This window comes from Spirosoma arcticum, assembly GCF_054779955.1.
Window position 1 is genome coordinate 57,155 of sequence record NZ_BAAGXG010000013.1, and the last position, 21,789, is coordinate 78,943.

A 21,789-nucleotide genomic window follows, 5' to 3' on the forward strand; every position below is an offset into this window, starting at 1 on the left:
GACAAACAGTATGCCCATGTTCTTCGTTAGAATCTTCTTCTTACAACTCGCGACACGATATGAAAAGAGGATGGATCATTGCATTGGGGCTGCTCCTGCTGGGTGGCATCGGCGCTTACATTTGGTACAACCGGCTGAAAAACAACGCGCTGGCCGAGGGTGGGCCGAACGACGGTACGCTGAAGCCCCGGCTGGAAATGGGCAACGTGAACATCACCAACATTGACGATGACAAAATCGACATGACTGTCCGGCTGTTGATCGACAATCCGCTGCCGGTTGGTTTCAAAGCAAAGCGGCTCAACTACACCGTACTGATGGCAAACACGCCCGTCGTGACCGATTCGTACGAAAAACCCATCGAGATTAAATCCGGCGACAGCACCTACGTAACCCTGCCCATGAAGGTGCTGATCGACAAACTGACAACGGTGCTGAAGACATTGGATAAGAAAGACATCGACAGCACGACCTACACCGTTCGCAGCACGTTCGACCTCGACGTGCCGATTCTGGGCGAACGTACGTTTAAGTCAACCGTTACGAAGCGCCTACCAACTTACTACGTACCCGAAATCAAGATTGATGCTATTGATTTCGGCAAAGTGGGCCTGAAGCGTACCGACGTAGCCACGAAGGTGAGTATTCTCAACAAGAATAAATTTCCGTACAACATTACCGACACGCATTATTCCATTTCGATTGATGGTAAACAAATCTCCGAAGGTGACCAGCCGGAGCCGATTCTGATTAAAGCGCAGTCAACCACGCCCGTCGTGTTTCCGGTAACAATGAAGCCGGGTAACGTGCTGAGCTTAGTTGACGAAATGCTATTTAAGAAAGAAACAACGCCCTACGTCGTTAATTTTCGCTGCAAGATCATTGATAAAGAAGGCAGTGCTATATTCAGCAACAGTAAACTAAACGCCCAAATAAAAGGAACATTGGCCGATTTCAAGGATATTGCCGCCAAAGCCAGTGCGAAAGCTGACGCTAAAAAAGATGCCGAACGGGCCGGGCGGAAAGGAGAGCGGCAGGAGAAGCGCGAAGAGAAAAAAGAGGAACGACAAGAAAAACGCGAGGAGCGCAGAAATGAGTGACAATAAACGAGCGTTTCTGAATAAAGCTATGTAGTTGTCTATACGAAAGCGCCCCGCAATCGGCTGATTGCGGGGCGCTTTTCACGTCCGAAACAGTCTCAGACAGTTACAACTGCGGCTGTTGCAGCACAGCGTTTTCGTCGGCGTGGCCTGGAGGTCTGCGATTGCGCATCATGAAAAACAAGATGGTGAACGCAACAATTAAGATAATAGGAAAGGTCGTCATCTTGGCCAAGGTAGCCTGACCGGCGGCCAATTCTAAGGCATCCCCGGCGAGACCCGTGGTCGCTTTTTCAACACGCTCTCCGTCAATCCACCGCCCGATAATGGGCTGGAAAATAGCGGTTGAAAACATGCCTACTCCGCCAACAATCGACATACCCAGTGCTCCACTCAACGGAATTCGTTCGGCCACAAAGCCAATCATGGTCGGCCAGAAATAGCAGACGCCAATGGCAAAGAAAATAGCGGCAACGTACGCCATAGACCCCGTCTGCGTACTCAACAGATAGATGCCGATTGTGGCGAAAAAGGCAGACCCCAACAACACGCCGGTTTGATCGAGCCGGTGGATAATGGGTCCGCCGAAGTACCGACCCACGGCCATCAGGCCCGTTACCAACGCCAGGATCAGCATGGGACTGGCACCGCTCTTGCTCAAAATAAGACTTGACCACTGCTGCGGTCCGAATTCAGTAATGGCCGTCAGGGCCATCAAGAGGAAGATAGAGATATAGAGCGGGGTAAGCATCGCCTGAAAGTTTTTGGCGATTGATGTTACGCCCTCTACTTTTGGCTGCGGAAAAGCCTGCCCAAAATACAGGAATACGTAGATTACCGTAGGGATCATAATAACCCAAATCTGAGCCTGCCACGGCAAACCGGCATCCGTCATAAATTTGGAGACCAAACTACCCACGACAATCCCCCCCGGAAACCACATGTGGAACCGGTTCAGCATCTTGTTCATGGTTGAGCCGGAATACATATCAGCAATCATCGGATTGCAGGCGGCTTCCGTACAGCCATTGCCAAAGCCGATGAAAAACGTGGAGATTAATAGACCGGCGTAGCCACCGGCATAAATAGTGAGCAAAATACCCAACGTGTGAGCGACGAAGGCCACCATCATGATTATTCTTGGTCCCACAGAATGGTAAACCAAACCACCGATGATCATTGAGACCGGAAAGCCAACAAAGAACATGGAGTTGATAAAACCTAACTGCGTGGCAGTCAGTCCAAATTCAGCGCCCACCTGCGGCAGAACACCAGCCCGGATGCTAAATGAGAAGGCCGTGGTAATGAGGGCGAAGCAACTCGCCAGGAATAGGCGCGACGGATTGACCGCTGAAGTGATTGACTGGTTGATCGTTGGGTTCATTTCTGCGGGAGAGAATTTAGTGAGTTTTCGATTTTATTAACGAACATAAGGCAAAGGGAAGGGTAAACTCCCCGTTCGCGCACTGTAATTTGTGCAAAATTTCCGAAAAATAATGGAAAACCGCTAATTTTCGGCCGTCAAAAATAGAGTAGGTCAACTGTCAATCTGCCTTGACTACCCGTCTCGTCTGTTAAACCATTCAGCACTGATTCACCCAGAAAACGCGTTCAAGACAACAGTACCGTATTCTTAATGTACTCAACTCAGACACCAATGCATAGAAAATTGCGAATGGGCCAGATTGGCGGCAGCCTCGACGCCTTTATTGGGGCGGTTCACCGCCGGGCCGCCGGTTTCGACAACGAAATTGAATTAGTCTGTGGCGTGTTCAGCCAATCACCCGAAAAATCCAAAGCCACGGGTCAGGCGCTTTACCTACCCGACAACCGGGTCTACGCCAGTTTTGAGCAGATGATTCTGGCCGAAAAAGAACTGCCCGAAGGCGAAAGGATGGATTTTGTGAGCATCGTGACGCCCAATCACATGCACTTTCCGCCCGCCAAAATGGCGCTGGAAAACGGTTTTCACGTCATCTGCGACAAGCCCATGACGCTGACCCTTCAATTAGCCAAAGAGCTTGCGGAGGTTGTGGAAAAATCAGGACTGGTATTTGGGCTGACGCACAACTACACGGGCTACCCGATGGTGAAAGAAGCCCGCGACATGATTAAGAACGGTAAACTTGGTAAGCTCCGCAAAGTCGTGGTCGAGTACCCGCAGGGCTGGCTTTCCAAAGCCGAAGAACACAACGATTACAAGCAGGCGATCTGGCGGACGGACCCCGCAAAATCGGGTGCGGCCGGGGCAATGGGCGACATTGGCACCCACGCCGAAAACCTCGCTGAGTATGTGACGGGCTTGAAAATTAGCGAACTGTGCGCCGACTTGAGTGCCTTCGTGCCGGGTCGCCAGTTGGACGACGATGGCAACGTGCTGCTGCGGTTCGAGGGTGGGGCGAAGGGCGTTTTGCACGCCAGCCAGATCAGTAACGGCGAAGAAAACTCGCTTAAAATCTACGTGTATGGCGAACTCGGTGGCCTGGAATGGCGGCAGATGGACCCGAATACGCTCTATTACAAAACCCAGGAAGGGCAGCGGCTCATTCGACCCAACGTGGGCGAGATGTCGCCGTCGGCCAAAGCGCATATTCGGTTACCGGCGGGTCACCCCGAAGGTTTCTTCGAGGCTTTCGCTAACGTTTATCGCAACTTTGCGTTTGGCGTGAAAGCGCACATGGAAGGCCGCGATGCTGACCCAATCTACGATTTTCCGGGCGTGCACGACGGCGTCCGGGGCTTAGCGTTCATTGACACCGTGCTGGCCTCCAACGCATCCGAGCAAAAATGGACCAAGTTTATTGAGTGACGGTATCCTGGACGGCCACGTCCGGGCGAACAAAGACAAAATTTCTTACACCCGGACGTGGCCGTCGGGGTGCCGTATCACCAGTTTACCCTTGTCCCCAAACCCCCAATGCAAAAAATCAAAATTGGTGTCGTTGGCACCGGATTCATCGGGCCTGCCCACATCGAAGCCCTGCGTCGGCTCCCCAACACGAACGTCATTGCCCTCTGCGAAGTCTCGTCCGAACTCGCCCGCCAAAAGGCCGACCAGCTCGGAATCGAGCGGTCGTGCACGTTTGACGAACTCCTCGCGATGGACGACATTCAGGTGGTACACGTCTGCACGCCCAACTTCCTGCACTACAGCCAGTCGAAGGCGGCTCTGCTGGCTGGCAAGCACGTGGTGTGCGAGAAACCACTGGCTAAAGACCTGCACGAAGCCAAAGAATTGGTGGAATTAGCTGCGCAAACGGGTTTAGTTAACGCCGTGCATTTTAATCTGCGCTACTACCCGCTGGTGCGGCAGATGAAGACCATGCGCGAGAAGAGCGATTTGGGTGAGGTGTACAGCGTCATCGGCTCGTATTTGCAGGACTGGCTTTTCTACGACACCGACTATAACTGGCGGCTTGAACCCGACAAATCGGGCGACTCACGGGCCATTGCCGACATTGGTTCGCACCTGATGGACAGCTTAGAATACATCACCGGCCTGAAAACCGTAGCCGTCATGGCCGACTTCAACACCATCCACAAGACCCGCAAGAAGCCACTGAAACCCGTTGAGACCTATTCGGGCAAAATGCTTCAGCCGGAGGATTACGCCGACGTGCCGATCAGCACGGAAGACCACGCCAACGTGCTGCTGCGGTTCGACAATGGTAACCGGGGCGTTATCACCGTGTCGCAGGTATCGGCGGGGCGCAAGAACCAGATGAAATTAGAAATTTCGGGATCGAAGAAAACGGTGCACTGGAACTCCGAAGCACCCAACGAAATGTGGATGGGCAACCGCGACGGCTCCAACGAATCGTTCATGCGCGACCCGTCGCTGGCCTACCCCGAAGCGCGGTCGGTGATCTCGTTTCCCGGCGGGCATAACGAAGGGTTTCCCGATACGTCGAAGCAGCTGTTCCGGGAGGTGTACGAGGCCGTGGCAGCCGGAAAGCAGCCCGAAAACCCGACGTTTCCGACCTTTGCCGACGGTTATCGCGAGTTGCTGATTTGCGAGAAGATCCTGGAAAGCAACCGGAAGCAGGCGTGGGTGGAGGTGTGAGAAAACACTAACTTGCTGTTACGTTAAGATAACCGAAAACATGGAAGACTATCGCAACTTTATCTCGATCAACCCGAACATCCGGTTCGGCAGACCCTGTATTACCGGGACCCGAATTTCTGTAGGCGACGTGTTGGGGTGGCTTGCCCGAGGTATGTCGCATGAAGAAATTATTGAAGACTTTCCCGAACTCACTCGTGAGCAGATCTTGGCTTGTCTGGCGTTTGCGGCTGACCGGGAGCGAAATGTTAAAATTGTTGTCTCACCATGAACGAACACTCGTTCGCGCTGCTTTTCGACGAGAATATTTCGTATCGCATTGTAAAACGTATTCTTCATTTGTTTCCTAAAAGTCAGGCCGCTAAACGGTTGCGGTTAGAAGCAAAAGAAGACGTGCTGATTTGGGACGTGGCTAAAACAAACGGTTTTACAGTTATCACGTACGATGAGGATTATGAATTATTGAATCAAGTACGAGGCTGGCCACCGAAAGTGATTCTGATTCGCTCTGGAAATCTTACTAATGATCAGGTTGTGGACATGCTTGAGATCAATTTCAATGCCATCTGCGACTTTCTCCTTGACAAAGATTTCGATGCACGTGGTGTGCTCGAACTTTATCACATCTTGTAACAACTAAACTCGGCTCTGCTGCATGAAAACAATGAAAGGCCCCGGCATCTTTCTCGCTCAGTTTATGAGCGACGCCGAACCATTTAATTCCCTCGATTCCATTGCCCGTTACATGGCCGATCTCGGCTATAAAGGCATTCAGCTTCCCACCTGGGACCCGCGCGTCATCGACCTCAAACAGGCCGCCGAAAGTCAGACGTACTGCGACGAGCTGAAGGGCCGCATGGCTGACATCGGTGTCGAAATCACCGAACTCTGCACCCACTTGCAGGGGCAATTGGTGGCCGTTCATCCGGCCTACGGCGCTATGTTCGACGGCTTCGGTCCGGCCGAACTGGCGGGTAAACCAAAAGACCAGCAGGCCTGGGCGGTCGATCAACTGATGATGGCGGCCAAAGCGTCCAAAAATCTTGGTCTTGGAGCGAGCGCTACGTTCTCCGGCGCGTTGCTGTGGCCCTTCGTGTATCCGTGGCCGCAGCGCCCGGCGGGGCTGGTCGAGACGGGCTTCACCGAACTCGCCAACCGCTGGCTGCCGATCCTGAATGCCTATGACGAAGCGGGTGTGAACGTAGCCTACGAGCTGCATCCCGGCGAAGACCTGCACGACGGCATCACGTTCGAGATGTTCTTGGACAAAGTGGGTAACCACCCCCGCGCGGGCATCAACTACGACCCGAGTCACTTCGTACTGCAACAGTTGGACTACCTGCAATTTATCGACTTCTACCACGAGCGGATTTACGCCTACCACGTGAAAGACGCCGAGTTCAATCCAACGGGTAAGCAGGGCGTGTATGGCGGTTTTCAGGGCTGGGTCCAGCGGGCCGGTCGGTTCCGGTCGCTGGGCGACGGGCAGGTCGATTTCGCGGGAATTTTCAGTAAACTCGCGCAGTATGACTACGATTCCTGGGCCGTGCTGGAGTGGGAGTGCGCCATCAAACACCCCGAACAGGGAGCCGCCGAAGGAGCGCCGTTTATTGCCGATCACATTATCCGCGTCACCGAACGCGCCTTCGATGACTTCGCCGGAACGGGTGCCGACGACGAGTTCAACAAGAAGGTGCTGGGTCTTTCGTGAGTTGAGCAGCTAATCGTATAATCAGTAAATTTAGAGCCGGGGAGCAACACCCCGGCTTTTTCATGCTTGTTTTTCCGCATTCTTACCCATACTTATCGACAAAATACTACCTTGATCTTCCGTGTACAACTTGACTTGACTGACTTGTGATTGAACCACTACTTGCCCTCCGCCACGACCTGCACCAGCATCCCGAAGTAGCCGGGGAGGAAGTACAGACCGCCCGCCGGATCGTTGACTTCATTAATCAGTACGCACCGACGGAGATTGTCGAGAACCTCGGTGGTCATGGTGTGGCAGCAGTATACCGGTTCGGGCCGGGCGGGCCAACCATCTTATTTCGGTGTGAGTTGGATGCGCTGCCGATACAGGAGATCAACACATTCGCGCACCGGTCGGTTACGGCGGGTGTAGCGCACAAATGTGGGCACGACGGACACATGGCCGTTGTGGCCGGGCTGGCTCCGTGGTTGGGCCAATGCGCGTTTGGGGCGGGGACGGTGATTCTGCTTTTTCAACCGGCCGAGGAAACGGCCAAAGGGGCTGAAGCCGTCTTAAACGATCCACGTTTTGCCCGGCTTAAGCCCGACTACGTGTTTGCCCTCCACAACATACCGGGCTTTGCACTGCACCAGCTTCTGTGGCAACCCCGGCAGTTCAGCGCTACGGTACAGAGCATCGCCATTTCGCTGTTTGGCAAAGAATCGCACGCGGCCGAGCCAGAAAACGGCGTAAACCCGGCGCGGGCCATTGCTGAGTTAATTCAATCGTTCAACCAGTTTGCCCAGCTCGATAAGACAAGTCCCGACTTCGCACTCATTACGCCCGTTCATGTGCTCATGGGTCAAAAACAATATGGCATTTCGGCAGGTTACGGCGAACTGCACCTCACGCTCCGCACCTGGCGCACGAGCCGCATGGAGGAGATCGTAACGACCATGAACGAATGCTTAGCCATCATCTGCGATAGTCATAAACTGCGTTACGAAACTGAATGGTTCGATTTTTTTCCGGCCACGACGAACAACAATTTCTGCAACGAAGTAGTCGTGCAGGCCGCCACCAAAAACGGCTTGACAATCACACAGCAACAAACCCCGTTTAAATTTGGCGAGGATTTTGGCTGGTTCACCCAGCGTTATCCGGGAGCTATGTTCGGGCTGGGCGCTGGTGAGACGACGCCCGCCCTGCACAATCCCGATTATGATTTCCCTGATGAATTGATCGGCACCGGTGTGGCCCTATTTCGGCGCATTACGGAACAGTTGATGGCGGAGGAAATACAGACGGTTAAGAGGATGGTTGAGGTAGTATTGGTCGAGTAAAAGTGACTATGAAATTTGTACTAATCAGTCTCCTGCTATGTATGATCGGCTGCGACAACGCGACCAAACAAGAAGAGCGTTCGCCCGACCGGATCGAAGCTGCCTTAATTAGCTATTCCGTAACGAACACGCTGCCGCACGATACGCTTTCGTTTACGGAAGGGCTGCTGGTTCATAACGGGCAGTTAGTTGAAAGCACGGGGTCGCCGGACGAGTTGCCGCAAACCAAATCGCAGTTCGGCATTGTCGATGTAAAAACCGGCAAGATCGACGTAAAAGCCGAACTGGACCGGCGCGCCTATTTTGGCGAAGGCATCGTCATCCTGAACGGTAAGCTATACCAACTGACGTATAAAAATAAAACCGGCTTTATCTACGACGTAAACACGTACCGGCGAATCGGTCAGTTTGCATTCGACAACAACGAAGGCTGGGGATTGACCACCGATGGTCGCCACCTGATTATGAGCGATGGCACCAACGCACTAACGTACCTGAGTCCCGATTCGCTGCGTCCCGTTCGGGTGCTTAAGGTGTCCGAAAACGGGGTGCCGGTCGACAAGCTGAACGAGTTGGAATACATCAATGGGTACGTGTACGCCAACGTCTGGTCGGCGAATACGCTCGTGAAAATCGACCCTAAAGACGGAGACGTAACCGGCCGGATGGACTTGAGTTCGTTAGTGAATGACGCAAAAACGAAGCATCCCAAATCGCTCGAAATGAACGGCATCGCCTACGATTCAGAACGTAAAAAAGTGTACATCACCGGCAAGATGTGGCCGTCGATCTACGAAATTGACATTGCTCCGTAACGCCTATGCCGTCCAAGAATAACTACCTCCCCAAATACACGTTCACTGATCCTTGAAAACTCGGCTGAAACCAGTTTACTTTAGTCAGTCGTCCGACTTTGGCAACGCCTTCCAGTGATACACGTCGGCCGAGTAAGCATTCAAGACCAAAGGCAGCATTTAACTTAACGCTTCGGTACAATTCAGGACTGCCGGGCTTCTCATTGTCAGTATCCCAGTCCCACTCCTGAAAACGGCCGTACGACACGCCAAGTACGGAGAAACCAGAAATGACACCGCCGTTCCACAAATAATAGCGGGCGAAAACCCCTGCTTCGAGACGGTCAGATAGAAGGGCGTGCCCTTCGCCCTCTACGCCAATCCAAGTACGGTTGGCCACGAATCTGCCGACTTTGGCCGTCGCGCCAATCAGCGTTGGTCCGGCTCCAACTAACCATTTACCTTTCTGGTGTTGCGCCACCGAAACAGCCCGCCAATCGTTGGCTTTGTTCTTATTGCTGGTTTGTCCAAAGCCGGATGTATACAGGCAACCAAGCAGAATCGCCGTCAGAACGTATGGGTTTTTCATAGATTGAGTCGGAAGGAGAGGTAACTTACTGCTGTAACAAAGATAAGATTGCGAATTTCCACGAAGTAAGTGTACGAACTGAGTTTTCGTCCGCCCAGGCGCAGCCGTTCAAAACTCAATGCCTTCCTCCGTCAACAACCCCGCCAGATTCAGCACGACATCATCCAGCACATGTATGTCGGCGTCCCAGTTTTGAGTGGTCCAAGGGGCGGTGCGGGTGGCCACGAAGATTTTGCGGGGCTGGGTCGTAATCCAGATTACCCGCTCCACGCCGAAGTCGAGGAGCCGCTCAGTTTTCTCGTAGACGTAACCAGATTCTTTCCCCTCAAACTCCTCGGGCTCAATGTTAACGTCTACTTCAATAGCGATCTTCGGGGGCGTCGTGAAGTATTTATTGGTGAGGGTAAGATTGCTGGATCTGTCGAAGATGGCAATATCGTTTGAGAGGTTGCTGCCCCGGTCAAGATGGACGCCTGACTCATTAGTCGCCAGCAGATACTGCTTCCGGTTAATAGTCATAAACAAAAAACCATGGATCATTGACACGAGCATGGCTTGAATAGAGCTACTTCCCATAATTTCGGCGGGTTTCTTCTTGCCGGATAGTACATCGCGGTATCCCCGGCGATACAGCGGGCGTCCATTGAGCGTTTCGTGGATCAGGTACGACGGTACGCCCGGCTTTTTCCGCTTTTTGGGTGCTGCTACGACGGTTACGGACATGGCTTTCGTTATTGATAGTCAAGTGACAATACTACGCATTTACCCTCACTTCATCTTCACAATCGTTACGCCCGCGCCACCCCGGTCGGCGTGTTCGTCTTCCATCTTGCCGACCTGCTTGTAGCCACGCAGGTGATTGCGCACGAGGGTGCGTAGAATACCGTCACCTTTGCCGTGAACGATGCGCAGTTCGGGGTAGCCGAGCATGAGCGCGTCGTCGAAAAAGCGATCCACCTCGCCAATGGCTTCTTCGCCCCGCTTACCCCGGATGTCGAGGTTGAAACTGAAATTCAGCATCTTCTCGTTCAGGTCCATGCCCTGACTGCGGGGCCGGTCGTCGCGCACGTCGGTGGCTTCTTTGAACGTCTTCCGGCTGACCTTTTCGAGCCGGTTTAGCTTAATAGTCGTCTTCAGATCACCAATGCGGACTTCGGCGTCTTTGCCGCGCAATGAAAGTACCTCGCCGATGGCCGTAGTCTGGCCGATGATGCGGACGTAGCTGCCTAAGCCGATAACGCCACCATCCGTCTCAAATTCCGGCTCGGCGGGTTTCGGCTTCTCAACCGGGACAATCACCTCGGGCTTTAGTTCTTTCTGCTCGAACCGCTCCAGCTCCTGCCGAACCAGCCGGGTGGTGTCACGCTCGGCTTTGGCTTCTTTGATCTCACGAATCGTGCTTTCGATACGCTGATTAGCCTCCTGTACCAACGCTTTGGCCTTTTGCTTGGCGTCGTTAATGAGCTGCTTCTGCTCGTTGTCCAATCTTGTTTTCAAGGCCGTGTACTCGGCGAGTTGCTGGGCAACTTTACGTTGATTGATGCTGATCTCAAGGTTTTTCTCCGAGAAAACGCGCTTCTCGATGTCCAGCTCTTTTAGCAACTTCTCGAAGTTCACCTGCTGGTTGCCCAACTTCTCCTTCGCCCGGTCGATAACGCCCTTCGGCAAGCCGATTTTCTGGGCGATCTCAAACGCAAACGACGATCCCGGCCGCCCGGTTTCGAGCTGATACAGCGGCTCTAAGTGTTCACCGTCGAAGCGCATGGCTCCGTTGATTAAGCCCGGCGTTTTGTCGGCAAACACTTTCAGATTGGTGTAGTGGGTATTGATGACACCGTATGCGCCTGACTTATTGAGGTCTTCCAGAATCGACTCCGCCACGGCCCCACCCAGCCCCGGCTCAGTACCCGTGCCAAATTCGTCGATCAGGAACAGCGTCCGCTTGTGCGCCCCAATCAGGAACTGCTTCATAGCCGTCAGGTGCGACGAATACGTGCTGAGGTCGTTTTCGAGCGACTGCTCATCGCCAATGTCGATGAACAGATTCTGGAATATTCCCACGTCGGAATGCTCGGCGAGGGGCACCAATAGACCGCATTGCAGCATATACTGAATCAAGCCGATGGTTTTCAGCGCTACCGATTTGCCACCCGCATTGGGACCGGAAATAATTAAAATCCGTTGCTGCTCATTGAGTTCGAGGCCCAGCGGTACTACCTTCTTACCCTGCTTGACGAACGATAAATACAGCAGTGGGTGGCGGGCGTTGGTCCAGTTTACCACCGGCCGGTTGTGAAACATGGGCATCCCGGCGTCTAACTGAACGGCTAATTTCGCCTTGGCCCGGATGAAATCAATTTGCCCCAAAAAGCCCACCGCTCGTTTCAAACCGTCGAGGTGGGGGCGAACCTGGTCGGTTAGTGCCAGCAGGATGCGGTAGATTTCGCGCCGTTCGGCGTATTCGAGTTCGCGCACTTCATTGTTGGCGTCGAAGACTTCGGCGGGTTCCAGAAACACCGTTTGGCCCGTCTGCGACTCGTCGTGCACAAAGCCCTTGATCTTGCGTTTGTGCTCGGCGGCAATGGGAATCACCAAGCGCCCCCCGCGCACCGTCAGATTGAGGTCGTCGGGAATCCAGCCGTTTTGCCGGGCCTGCCGCACGATGGTATCGAGCCGCTTGCGGAGATTAGCCTGCTCGCTGATAATACGACGACGGATACTCGACAGTTCGGGTGAGGCTGAGTCGCGCACCAACCCCCGGTCATCGATGACGCGGTCGAGGGCCGCCATCAACTGCTTGTCGACGCCGACCGGACCCGCCAGTTCCGTGAGATACGGGAAGGCGGTGTCGTCCTCACGTTTTTCGAGAAAGCGCAGGCAATCCTGAACGGTTTTTAGAGCCAGTTTTAAATCAAAAAACTCGGCTTCGGTCAGCGCTAAGCCTTCCACGCGGGCGCGGCTCAGGTGTTCCCGGACGTCGATGTAGTTCGATTGCGGGAAATCTGTTTCGTACTGAACGATCTGCTTAAACTCGTACGTCTGACGCAGCAGCTTGTCGATCAGCGCGTGACTATCGGAAAAGCGAACCCGATCCACATAATCCTGTCCCAGCGGGCTGATGCAGGCTTGCTTGATGAGTTCGCGGATTTTATCGAAACCTAATTTGGATTCTAAGGTAGTTGGGTAAAGCATTCAAAAAGGAGAGGGCGTTTAGCGTTATCGCCTTCTGTCATAACGTTTTTACGCGTTGGGAGGTTCGCCACGGGCGGGCAGGGGTGGGGTTGGGGTAGAACACAAACACCCAAACACCCGCCTACTCCTTGCCACCCCCTAACTTTCCGGCCTGACTTGCTGGAGCAGCCGCCTTCGGGTTTTTGACGTACGTGTCTAACCAGCCGTTCATTTCCCATAGCATGTGCAGCAGTGATTCTTTCGCTGTGTAGCCGTGACTTTCGTAGGGCAGAAACACTAATTTCGTCGTCGCGCCGAAGCCTTTCAGGGCATTGTAGTACCGCTCCGACTGAATGGGAAACGTACCGGTATTGTTGTCGGCTTCGCCGTGGATCAGCAGCAGGGGCGACTTCATTTTGTCGGCGTTCATAAACGGCGACATGCTGTTGTACACCTCCGGGGCCTGCCAGTAAGTCCGCTGTTCGTTCTGGAAACCAAACGGCGTCAGCGTTCGGTTATAGGCTCCGCTGCGGGCAATGCCACCCCGGAACAATTTACTGTGGGATAGCAGGTTCGCCGTCATAAACGCGCCGTAGGAGTGGCCACCCACGCCCACGCGGGTCGAGTCGACAACGCCCAGCCGAACGCCTTCGTCGATGGCGGCTTTGGCGCTACCCACGAGTTGTTCCACATACGTATCGTTCGGCTCTTTGTCGCCCTCACCCACAATGGGAATGCTGGCGTTGTCGAGAATGGCGTAGCCCATGGTCACGAAGGCAGCCGCGCCCCAGTAGCTGATCCGGTTGAACTGATACGGTGAGCCGGACACCTGCCCGGCGGCATCTTTGCTTTTGAACTCGGCGGGGTACGCCCACAGAAACGTCGGCAGTGGTCCCTGCTCTTTCTTGTAGTTGGCGGGTAGATACAGCGTAGCCGTCAGGTCCACACCGTCGGCCCGTTTGTAGCGAAGCTGCTTTTTCTGAACGCCCTTCAGTTGCGGGTACGGATGCGGAAAGTTCGTTACCGCTACCGGAGCGATGCGGGCCTTCAGGTTACGAACGTAGTAGTTGGGGCTTTCGTCGGGCGTTTCGCGGGTGGTCAGGATGGTTTGCCGGGTGGCGTCCAGTACGGCGATGGGGCGCTCAAAATAGGGCGCTGCCGACCGCCAGAGTTCGCGGGTTTTTTTAGTGCTGAGGTTCAGCAAACTAACGAACGGGCGGTCACCTTCGGGCGAGGCTCCCTGCGCATTCAGCATCAGGATTTCGTTGTTCGGCAGCAGGTTCAGCACCTCCCGGCCGTATTGATTGCGTTTGGTATCGGGTTGGCCGGGGTTGGTGTAGCGGTCCTCGAACGAACGATCAAACAGCACGGTAGCCTGCCCCGTTTGGGGATTGAGCATTTTCGACACTGTTTTGCGGGTTTGCCACCACTGCTCCGTCGCGAGCGCAATGGTCTCGCTGCCCCACTCGAAACCCTCGAAGCGATAGGCTGCCGCGTAAATTTCCTTGGGCTGGGCCGAAAACGGCGCTTCTGTCATAAACACTTTATCCCGAATGGCCGCTTTCACTTTTGGATCGCCATTGTCTTGGGCTACGGTGTAATAAACCGAAGCGGGTGCGTCGGCCCGCCACGCAAAATCACGCGGGCCGGTGGGCGCACCATCGGGGCTGTACGGCACGTTGTCCTGTAGGGGACCATCGTTCAGGGTTTTAACCAAGGTGCCGCCAATGGCGTACACATCGGTTCTGGTTGGAAAGCGACGCACCGGCACGACGTACGAAAACGGCGTGTGAACCGTCTCAACCAGCACGTACTGTCCGTTGGGCGAAGGATCGGCGGAGAGAATGACCCCCGGCTGACTAATGGCGGTAGCCTGACCGTCGAAGTTCACCCGCATCACCTGCGCCGTAGCGTAGTAAGTGAACTGCCGCTCGTCGGATGGGTTTTTGAGCAGATCTTGATAGGTGGGAGCCTGCGATTTGCGGCCCAGATTCTCCTGCGACGTGGGGCCGGTTGGCACCCGGCTTACCTCGGGAGCTGCCGCCCGACCGGTTGGAATGGCTTTTACGACCAGACTCTTCCCATCTGACAGCCAACGGAACGGCGTGCCCATCACGGCGTTCAGTGCTACGGTGCCAACCCGTTGCGCCGTGGCCGTGGCGACGTCGGCGATGTAGAGGTCAATCCGGCTGTCGGTCGAGTTGGCGAAGGCAAATCTGGTTTCATCCGGCGACCACTGCACGTAGCTAATCAACGGCGTAGCTGGTAGACCTTTGACAACCGTTTCGTCAGTCGAACTGCCCCGACCAATCCGCTTCAGTTTCAGGCCGGTGATGTAGCGTGCCCGGCTGGGACCGTTGTTAGCCGGGTTAATGCGCAAACCGGCTAATTTGAGTTCCGGCTGGGCCAGTTCGGCGATGGTGGGGGCGGAGGCCTGTTCCAGAATGAGCATCACGTCGCCTTTGCCCGTCACACTAACGCCGGGCGTGAGCGGCACCGTCACGAGGTCGGCCAGCGGCTTGGGCGGGGTTTGATAACCGGTTGCGTTCTGAGCGTGGGCAGCCGTGAGTGTGAACAAGAAAACGAGCAGCAGAAAGCTCCAGTGAGCGGGCGTTTGTTGGCGTATCATGGGTTGAGTCGACGGTTTGTATGCGGGATAAAAGTACGTCGAAACGGGCAGCAATTGAAGTAATCGGCAAAAGCACCCGGTGTGGAGGGCCGTGTAAAGCAGAAATAGGTAACTTGCCCAACGGTTGAAACCGAATCAACTACTTGTCAACGTTACGTCTGTTTCTATACATGCTCACCGATCAGCCAACTCAACTCTCGTTTTTTCAGCTCTTCGACGCGCTCCCTGATGGCGTTCTGTATTTTCGGCCGGTGTTCGACGAAGTAGATCAGCAACTTGTCGATTTTGTGGTCGATTATGCCAATCCGGCCGTTCGTGAAAGTATACTGAACGGGTATCAGGCAACGGTGGGTGCGTCGGTTCGGCACGATAACTGGCAGAACAACGACACGTCCGAACGCGTATTCACGTGGCTGAAGAGCGTTGTTGAAACGGGGCAGTCGGGCGAACTCGAGTATTATAATCAAACGCTGAATGAATGGTTGTCAATTACGCAGGCCAAATCGGGCGATGGGGTGCTCGTCATTACCCGCATCATTACGGCCAGCAAAGAGGTTGCGTTGGCCAATGAACGCCAGCAAATACTCCTGAACAGCATCCTGGATACGACGCTGAACACCACATTTGTGTACGAAGCAATCCGCGACGAGGCTGGACACATTCAGGACTTCAAGGTGCTGTTAGTCAATGAGCAGGGCCGTCGTGATGCGATGGTCCGGTTAGGCGTGGACCCGATTGGCAAAACGTTGTTGACCATTAATCCCAACTCCCGGCAGGGGGGGCAGTTCAATGTATTTTGCCGCGTTATCGAGTCCGGTGAGCCGGTTCAGGTGGAGCAATTTTACCCGGATGCGCAGCGGGCCTGGTACAACACCGCTATCACGAAACTAAATGATGGCGTGGTGGTGACGGGCATCGACATCACCCGGCAGAAACAAAGTGCCCTCGAAACAGAACATCAGGCCGAAATAAATAAGCGGCAGGCCAATTTTCTGAACAACGTGCTGGACGCTTCCTCAAACGGCATTGTGGCCGAGCGCGCCGTTCGGGATGCGGAAGGGACCATTGTTGATTTTCGAATTATTTCGGCCAATCAGCAGGCGGCTCTGATCGTTCACTCGACCGTAGAGCAGCTCATTGGTCGGAGCGATTTGGAACTGCACCCCGAACTGCGCTCCTCCGGGCTGTTTGACGCGTACGTTAAAACGGTAGAAACGGGCGAACCGCAAACGTTTGAAACGCACTACAACGACGGTCGGCTGGATCATTGGGTGGAAGTTCGAACCCGTAAACTGGCCGACGAGGAATTGGTCATCACGTTCGCTAATGTGTCGGACGTCAAGCGGACACAACACGCTCTCGAACAACAAATTACGGAAAATGAACGGCAAACGGTTTTAATGAAGAACATGCTCGACGGTGCCATTAACGGGGTGCTGCTGCTCGAACCAGTTTACAATAATCAGCAAGAAATCAGTGACTTCCAGATTCTGGCGGCTAACCGGGCCGTTGAGCGGCTCACTGGAGCGAGGCCTGCGGAAGCGGTTGGGCGAACCATGCTGGAGGTGTATCCTGCTTACAAAAAAGGCGGCTTCTTTGTGCTCTATTGTGAGGTGCTACTCTCGGGACAGCCGCAACTGAGGGAATATTATTACGAAGATGATACCCTTAAAGGCTGGTTCAACGTGTCGGTCGCGAAGCAGGGCGACGGGGTTGTTCTGACCTTCGCCAACACCACGGAAATTCGGCAGGCGCGGCAGGCCATTGAGCAAACCCGCGCTGATTTGCAGGCGGTTATCGACAATTCGCAGACGGGCATTTTTGTGTTTAGCCCGGTCTTTGACGATATGGGGGATCTCATCGACTTTCGGTTTAAAACCATCAACCGAATGGTGGCCGCGCTGGTTGGCCAAACGCCCGATGCGATTGCGGGGGCGTTGGCGTCGGAGTGGTTTATCAGCTACCGCGAAACGGATACCTTCGAGCGCTACAAACGAACACTCAGCACCGGCGAGGAGCAGCGCTTTGATACGAACTACAACGTAGACGGCTTCGACGTGTGGTTCGACGTGAAGTCGGTTAAGTTAGGCGACGACGTGCTGGTCACGTTCACTAATTATACCGACCTGAAACGAACCCAACAGGCCGTTGAGCGGCAGGCCAGCCTGCTAACCAGCGTCCTGGATAGTTCTAACAGCGGCATTATTGCGTTTGAGTCGATCCGCAACGAACAGGGCACCATCGTCGATTTTTACTTTGCCACCATTAACGAAGCCTGTGAGCGAATCTTGGGCGTACCGGTAGAAACCATGCGGGGAAACACCCTGCTGACACTGTTCCCTGGTAATGTTGACGCGGGTACGTTCGGTTTGTACGTCAACACAACCGAAACGGGTGAGCCAGGCCGTACCGAAACTTATTATAACTACGACGGGCTGGATTTCTGGCTCGATATATCGGCCCAGCAGTTGGGCGATGGGTTTGTGGTGACCTTCACCGATATCTCGGTGATGAAGCGGGCGGCCCAACTTGTGGAGCGGTCAGCGGCTGAGCTTCAGACCGTTATCGACACCTCGCAGACGGGTATATTCCTGTTTAGCCCCGTTCGGAACGAGACCGGTGAGGTTGTCGATTTTCGCTTCCGGTTGGCTAACCGAATGCTGGCCAACTATGTGGGGCAGGAGCCGGAAGCGGTCATTGGCGCGCTGGGCAGCCATTGGTTTCCCGATTACAAGACCAATGGGCTGTTTGACGCGTACCGGAAAACGTACCTGACGGGCGAAGCCCAGCGTTTCGATATTCATTACGATGGTAGTGGCATCGACGTTTGGCTCGACATTATGGTTACCAAAACGGGGGATGAGATACTGGTTACGTTTGGTGATTATACGCCCCTAAAAAAACTACAGCAGCAACTCGAAGCGTCGGTGGTGGACCTGCAGCGTTCCAATGCCAACTTAGAGCAGTTTGCTTACGTAGCAAGCCATGATTTGCAGGAGCCGCTGCGTAAAATTCAGGCCTTCGGCGACATTATTGAAACCCAATACGGACCCATCATTGGCGAACAGGGTGCCGATATGATCCGGCGAATGCAGTCGGCAGCGGCCCGGATGCAGGTGCTTATCAAGGACGTACTGGCCTACTCGCGGGTCACCACGAAGCGCGACGCCATCGTGCCGGTGGATCTTGACCAATTGGTGGGCAACGTAGTTGAGGACCTTGAAACGGCTATTGCTCACCAGGAAGCAACCCTGACGATTGATCCGTTGCCTACCGTTGCGGGCGACGCCGGTCAACTGCGGCAGTTATTTCAGAACTTGCTCAGCAATGCGCTGAAGTTTGTGAAACCGCGTCCACCGGGCGAATCCGGCACACCGGCGCAGCGCAGCGCCTTTATCGCGGTCACAACCCGGTTGATACCGGGCCGCGACGCTGGTATTTCAATCCCGCCTGGCGACGCCGACCGGCTGTTTCACCTGATCGAAATTTCCGACAACGGCATCGGCTTTGAGCCGTATCAGGCTGAACGGATTTTCCACGTGTTTCAACGACTGCACAGCCGGAGCGATTACCAGGGTACGGGCATCGGGCTGGCCATCGTTAAAAAAGTAGTTGAGAATCACAACGGCCACATCCAAGCCGTGGGCCGACCGGGTGAGGGTGCTACGTTCCGAATTTTGCTGCCTGCGTAAGGCCAGTTTGTGGGCTTGTGGTTTGTAGTTTGGTTTGTGGTTGGCTGACGCGCGAATACTGGCGCGTCAGCCAACCACAAACCAAACTACAAACCACAAACTTAATTTACACCCGATTCGGCCGGTTTCGTCGTTACTTTAGCGACTGAATCAACCGAACCTAATTTTCATGCGCATTTCCGTTTTTTTGATTGGCTTACTTATTCTGAACTCCTGCAAACTCAGCGTGCCCGGTGTAGCCGTTGCTCAATTTTCGTCGGACCCCACCGTAAATGCTGTGCCGCCCGGCCAAATCGATGAAGCGTCGGGGATGGTCGACAGCCGCAGTCAGCCCGGCAACGTGTGGATTAATCAGGATAGTGGCAGCCCGGCTGAACTGGCCCTGCTGGGGTATGATGGTAAGATAAAAGGCAAGATCAGTGTGCCTGCGATCAGTAACCGCGACTGGGAAGAACTGGCAGTGGGACCGGGACCAAAAGAGGGAACGAACTATTTATACATTGGCGAGATTGGCGATAATAGCTCCCAATATTCATTCAGTCAGATTTACCGGCTGCCCGAACCCGCTACCCTGCAAACGCCCATTACGCAGGTTGAGCGCATCAACTTTCGTTACCCCGACGGCCCCCGCGACGCCGAAGCGATGTTCGTTGACCCGCAAACGAAGGATATTTACATCATCACCAAGCGGGAACCCAACGTGCGGCTCTACCGGTTAGCGTACCCACAAAATGTCAACGAGATAACGGTTGCGCAGGCGTATGGCGAACTACCCATAACGTTCGTCACGGGCGCGGCCATTTCGCCCGATGGCAGCGAAATTGTCGTACGCACCTATACGGCTATCTCCTACTGGAAACGCAACGCGGGTCAGACCATTGCCGACGCGCTGCAAAACGGAAACAGCCGTCAGTTGCCGTATCGGGTGGAGCCGCAGGGCGAAGCCGTCTGTTTCGACAAGGACGGTAAAGGCTATTTCACAATCAGCGAGAAAGCGAACGCGTCGTCGGTGAACCTGTATTATTACGCCCGGAAATAAGGAATGAATAATGCAAAATGATTAATGCATAATGAACTGTGGGGGAGTTGTCCGGCTTATCATTATGTATTTACATTATTCATTAAGAAGTGAAAACCGCTGCTGTTATTGGGGCTGGCATTGCCGGTATTGCTGCGTCGATTCGGCTGGCCGTTAAAGGCTATGTCGTTGATGTGTACGAAGCCAACGCGTATCCGGGCGGTAAACTCTCCACATTTGAACAAAATGGCTATCGGTTCGACGCGGGTCCGTCGCTGTTCACTATGCCGCACTTAGTCGATGACCTGTTCCGACTGGCCGGACGCAACCCGGCCGATTATTTTCAGTACGTCAAATTAGATGAAACCTGCCGCTACTTCTGGGACGACGGCACCCGTCTGACCGCCTGGGCCGACCTTGAACGATTTGGACGCGAGGTGGAAACCGTGCTGGGCGAACCCGCCGAACACCTGCGCAAACACCTGTCCGATAGTGCCGTTAAGTACAACGTTACTGAAAAACTGTTTCTGCACCGGTCGCTCCACAAAGCGGCTACGTGGCTCAACCGCGATGCCCTGCGTGGGTATTTCAACTTGCCCAAACTGGGGGTATTTAGTACCATGAATGGCGCCAACGAACGGCGGTTTCGGCATCCTAAACTGGTTCAGCTTTTTAACCGCTACGCCACCTACAACGGCTCTGACCCGTATCAAACGCCCGCCACGCTGAACATCATTCCGCACTTGGAATTCAACATCGGTGCGTTTTTTCCGAAAGACGGCATGGTGAGCATTACAGATAGTCTGGTTACGCTGGCTGAGGAGTTAGGCGTAAATTTCCACTATAACACCCGCGTAACCGAGATTGTGACGGACGGGAATAGGGTGGTTGGGGTGAATAGTGTGCCCTCACCCCCGGCCCCTCTCTCTTGGGGAGAGGGGGGCAGACTACGGGATGGCCTTCCCCCCTCTCCCCAAGAGAGAGGGGCCGGGGGTGAGGGGAATTACGACCTCGTTATTTCCAACATGGACGTGGTCAGCACGTTTCGGAAGTTGCTGCCCAATGCCCGGCAACCGGAGCGGATTCTGCGGCAACCTAAATCGAGTTCGGGCCTGATCTTTTACTGGGGCATCCGGCGGAATTTTGCTGAACTGGCTCTCCACAACATTCTCTTCAGCACCGACTACCGGGCTGAGTTCGACAGCCTGTTCAACCAGCAGCAACTGTCCGACGACCCAACGATCTACCTCAATATCACCTCGAAACACAAGCCCGACGACGCGCCACCCGGCTGCGAAAACTGGTTTATTCTGCTCAACGCGCCCAACAACACGGGGCAGGACTGGGATGCCGTCATTGACCGCGCCCGCCAGAACGTCATCCGTAAACTGAGTCAGGTGCTGGGTGTCGACATTGAGCCGCTGATTGAGACGGAGGCCGTGCTGGACCCGCGCAGCATTGAGTCCCGGACATCGTCGGCGCAGGGGGCCTTGTACGGCAACAGCTCCAACAACCGGTTTGCGGCTTTCCTGCGCCACGCCAACTTCTCGCACGAGTTCAGCAATCTGTATTTCGTGGGGGGCAGTGTACATCCGGGCGGGGGTATTCCGCTCTGCCTGCTGTCGGCTAAGATCGCAACGGAGATGGTTGACTAAAAAGTCGTAAGTCGAAGAGTCGGTAAGTGGTAAGTGGCTGAC

At 54.4% G+C, this 21,789-nt stretch carries 16 protein-coding genes; 11 read left to right on the forward strand and 5 right to left on the reverse strand.

Features of this window, described 5'->3' with window-relative positions:
* Window positions 1-59: 59 nt before the first annotated feature.
* Entirely contained in the window at window positions 60-1,100 is a 1,041-nt protein-coding gene (locus ACYVHB_RS24595) for an LEA/WHy family protein (protein WP_461054469.1), read from the forward strand.
* 106 nt (window positions 1,101-1,206) lie between these two features.
* Here the strand turns inward: ACYVHB_RS24595 and ACYVHB_RS24600 are convergent, their stop codons facing one another.
* Window positions 1,207-2,484: an MFS transporter gene (locus ACYVHB_RS24600; RefSeq protein WP_461054470.1), complete on the reverse strand. Its 1,278-nt coding sequence runs from the start codon at window positions 2,482-2,484 to the stop codon at window positions 1,207-1,209.
* A gap of 291 nt (window positions 2,485-2,775) precedes the next feature.
* Between ACYVHB_RS24600 and ACYVHB_RS24605 the strand changes: the two genes are divergently transcribed.
* From ACYVHB_RS24605 to ACYVHB_RS24635, 7 genes are all read left to right on the forward strand, one after another.
* Window positions 2,776-3,909 carry a Gfo/Idh/MocA family protein gene (locus ACYVHB_RS24605; RefSeq protein WP_461054550.1) on the forward strand — a complete coding sequence of 378 codons (1,134 nt, stop codon included), beginning with the start codon at window positions 2,776-2,778 and terminating at the stop codon, window positions 3,907-3,909.
* A 108-nt stretch (window positions 3,910-4,017) separates the two neighbouring features.
* Window positions 4,018-5,163, forward strand: a complete 1,146-nt coding sequence (locus ACYVHB_RS24610) for a Gfo/Idh/MocA family protein (RefSeq protein WP_461054471.1) — start codon at window positions 4,018-4,020, stop codon at window positions 5,161-5,163.
* A 40-nt stretch (window positions 5,164-5,203) separates the two neighbouring features.
* Entirely contained in the window at window positions 5,204-5,434 is a 231-nt protein-coding gene (locus ACYVHB_RS24615; RefSeq protein ID WP_461054472.1) for a DUF433 domain-containing protein, read from the forward strand.
* Complete coding sequence (locus ACYVHB_RS24620; protein WP_461054473.1) at window positions 5,431-5,796, forward strand: DUF5615 family PIN-like protein; 366 nt, start codon at window positions 5,431-5,433, stop codon at window positions 5,794-5,796. The genes ACYVHB_RS24615 and ACYVHB_RS24620 overlap by 4 nt, the downstream gene beginning before the upstream one ends.
* Window positions 5,797-5,818: 22 nt before the next feature.
* Window positions 5,819-6,874, forward strand: coding sequence for a sugar phosphate isomerase/epimerase family protein (locus ACYVHB_RS24625; RefSeq protein WP_461054474.1), 1,056 nt, complete (start codon window positions 5,819-5,821; stop codon window positions 6,872-6,874).
* Between the two features lie 146 nt (window positions 6,875-7,020).
* A complete protein-coding gene (locus ACYVHB_RS24630) occupies window positions 7,021-8,199 on the forward strand; it encodes an amidohydrolase (RefSeq protein WP_461054475.1) in 1,179 nt (392 codons plus the stop codon).
* A gap of 8 nt (window positions 8,200-8,207) precedes the next feature.
* The gene (locus ACYVHB_RS24635; protein ID WP_461054476.1) at window positions 8,208-9,014 is read left to right on the forward strand and encodes a glutaminyl-peptide cyclotransferase; all 807 of its coding nucleotides are present in this window, start codon (window positions 8,208-8,210) and stop codon (window positions 9,012-9,014) included.
* 22 nt (window positions 9,015-9,036) lie between these two features.
* Here ACYVHB_RS24635 and ACYVHB_RS24640 read toward each other — a convergent pair whose 3' ends face one another.
* The 4 genes from ACYVHB_RS24640 to ACYVHB_RS24655 form a co-directional block, all read right to left on the reverse strand.
* Window positions 9,037-9,582 (reverse strand): hypothetical protein, encoded by a 546-nt coding sequence (locus ACYVHB_RS24640; RefSeq protein ID WP_461054477.1) that lies wholly within the window; start codon window positions 9,580-9,582, stop codon window positions 9,037-9,039.
* 108 nt (window positions 9,583-9,690) lie between these two features.
* Window positions 9,691-10,305, reverse strand: coding sequence for a Uma2 family endonuclease (locus ACYVHB_RS24645; RefSeq protein WP_461054478.1), 615 nt, complete (start codon window positions 10,303-10,305; stop codon window positions 9,691-9,693).
* Between the two features lie 45 nt (window positions 10,306-10,350).
* Window positions 10,351-12,774, reverse strand: a complete 2,424-nt coding sequence (locus ACYVHB_RS24650; protein WP_461054479.1) for an endonuclease MutS2 — start codon at window positions 12,772-12,774, stop codon at window positions 10,351-10,353.
* Window positions 12,775-12,895: 121 nt separating this feature from the next.
* On the reverse strand, window positions 12,896-15,382 hold the full coding sequence (locus ACYVHB_RS24655) for a S9 family peptidase (RefSeq protein WP_461054480.1): 2,487 nt from the start codon (window positions 15,380-15,382) through the stop codon (window positions 12,896-12,898).
* Window positions 15,383-15,525: 143 nt separating this feature from the next.
* Here ACYVHB_RS24655 and ACYVHB_RS24660 point away from each other — a divergent pair, with 143 nt between their 5' ends.
* From ACYVHB_RS24660 to ACYVHB_RS24670, 3 genes are all read left to right on the forward strand, one after another.
* Window positions 15,526-19,074, forward strand: a complete 3,549-nt coding sequence (locus ACYVHB_RS24660) for a PAS domain-containing protein (protein ID WP_461054481.1) — start codon at window positions 15,526-15,528, stop codon at window positions 19,072-19,074.
* 169 nt (window positions 19,075-19,243) lie between these two features.
* Complete coding sequence (locus ACYVHB_RS24665; RefSeq protein ID WP_461054482.1) at window positions 19,244-20,113, forward strand: PE-PGRS family protein; 870 nt, start codon at window positions 19,244-19,246, stop codon at window positions 20,111-20,113.
* 89 nt (window positions 20,114-20,202) lie between these two features.
* Window positions 20,203-21,747 (forward strand): phytoene desaturase family protein, encoded by a 1,545-nt coding sequence (locus ACYVHB_RS24670; RefSeq protein WP_461054483.1) that lies wholly within the window; start codon window positions 20,203-20,205, stop codon window positions 21,745-21,747.
* Window positions 21,748-21,789: the final 42 nt, after the last annotated feature.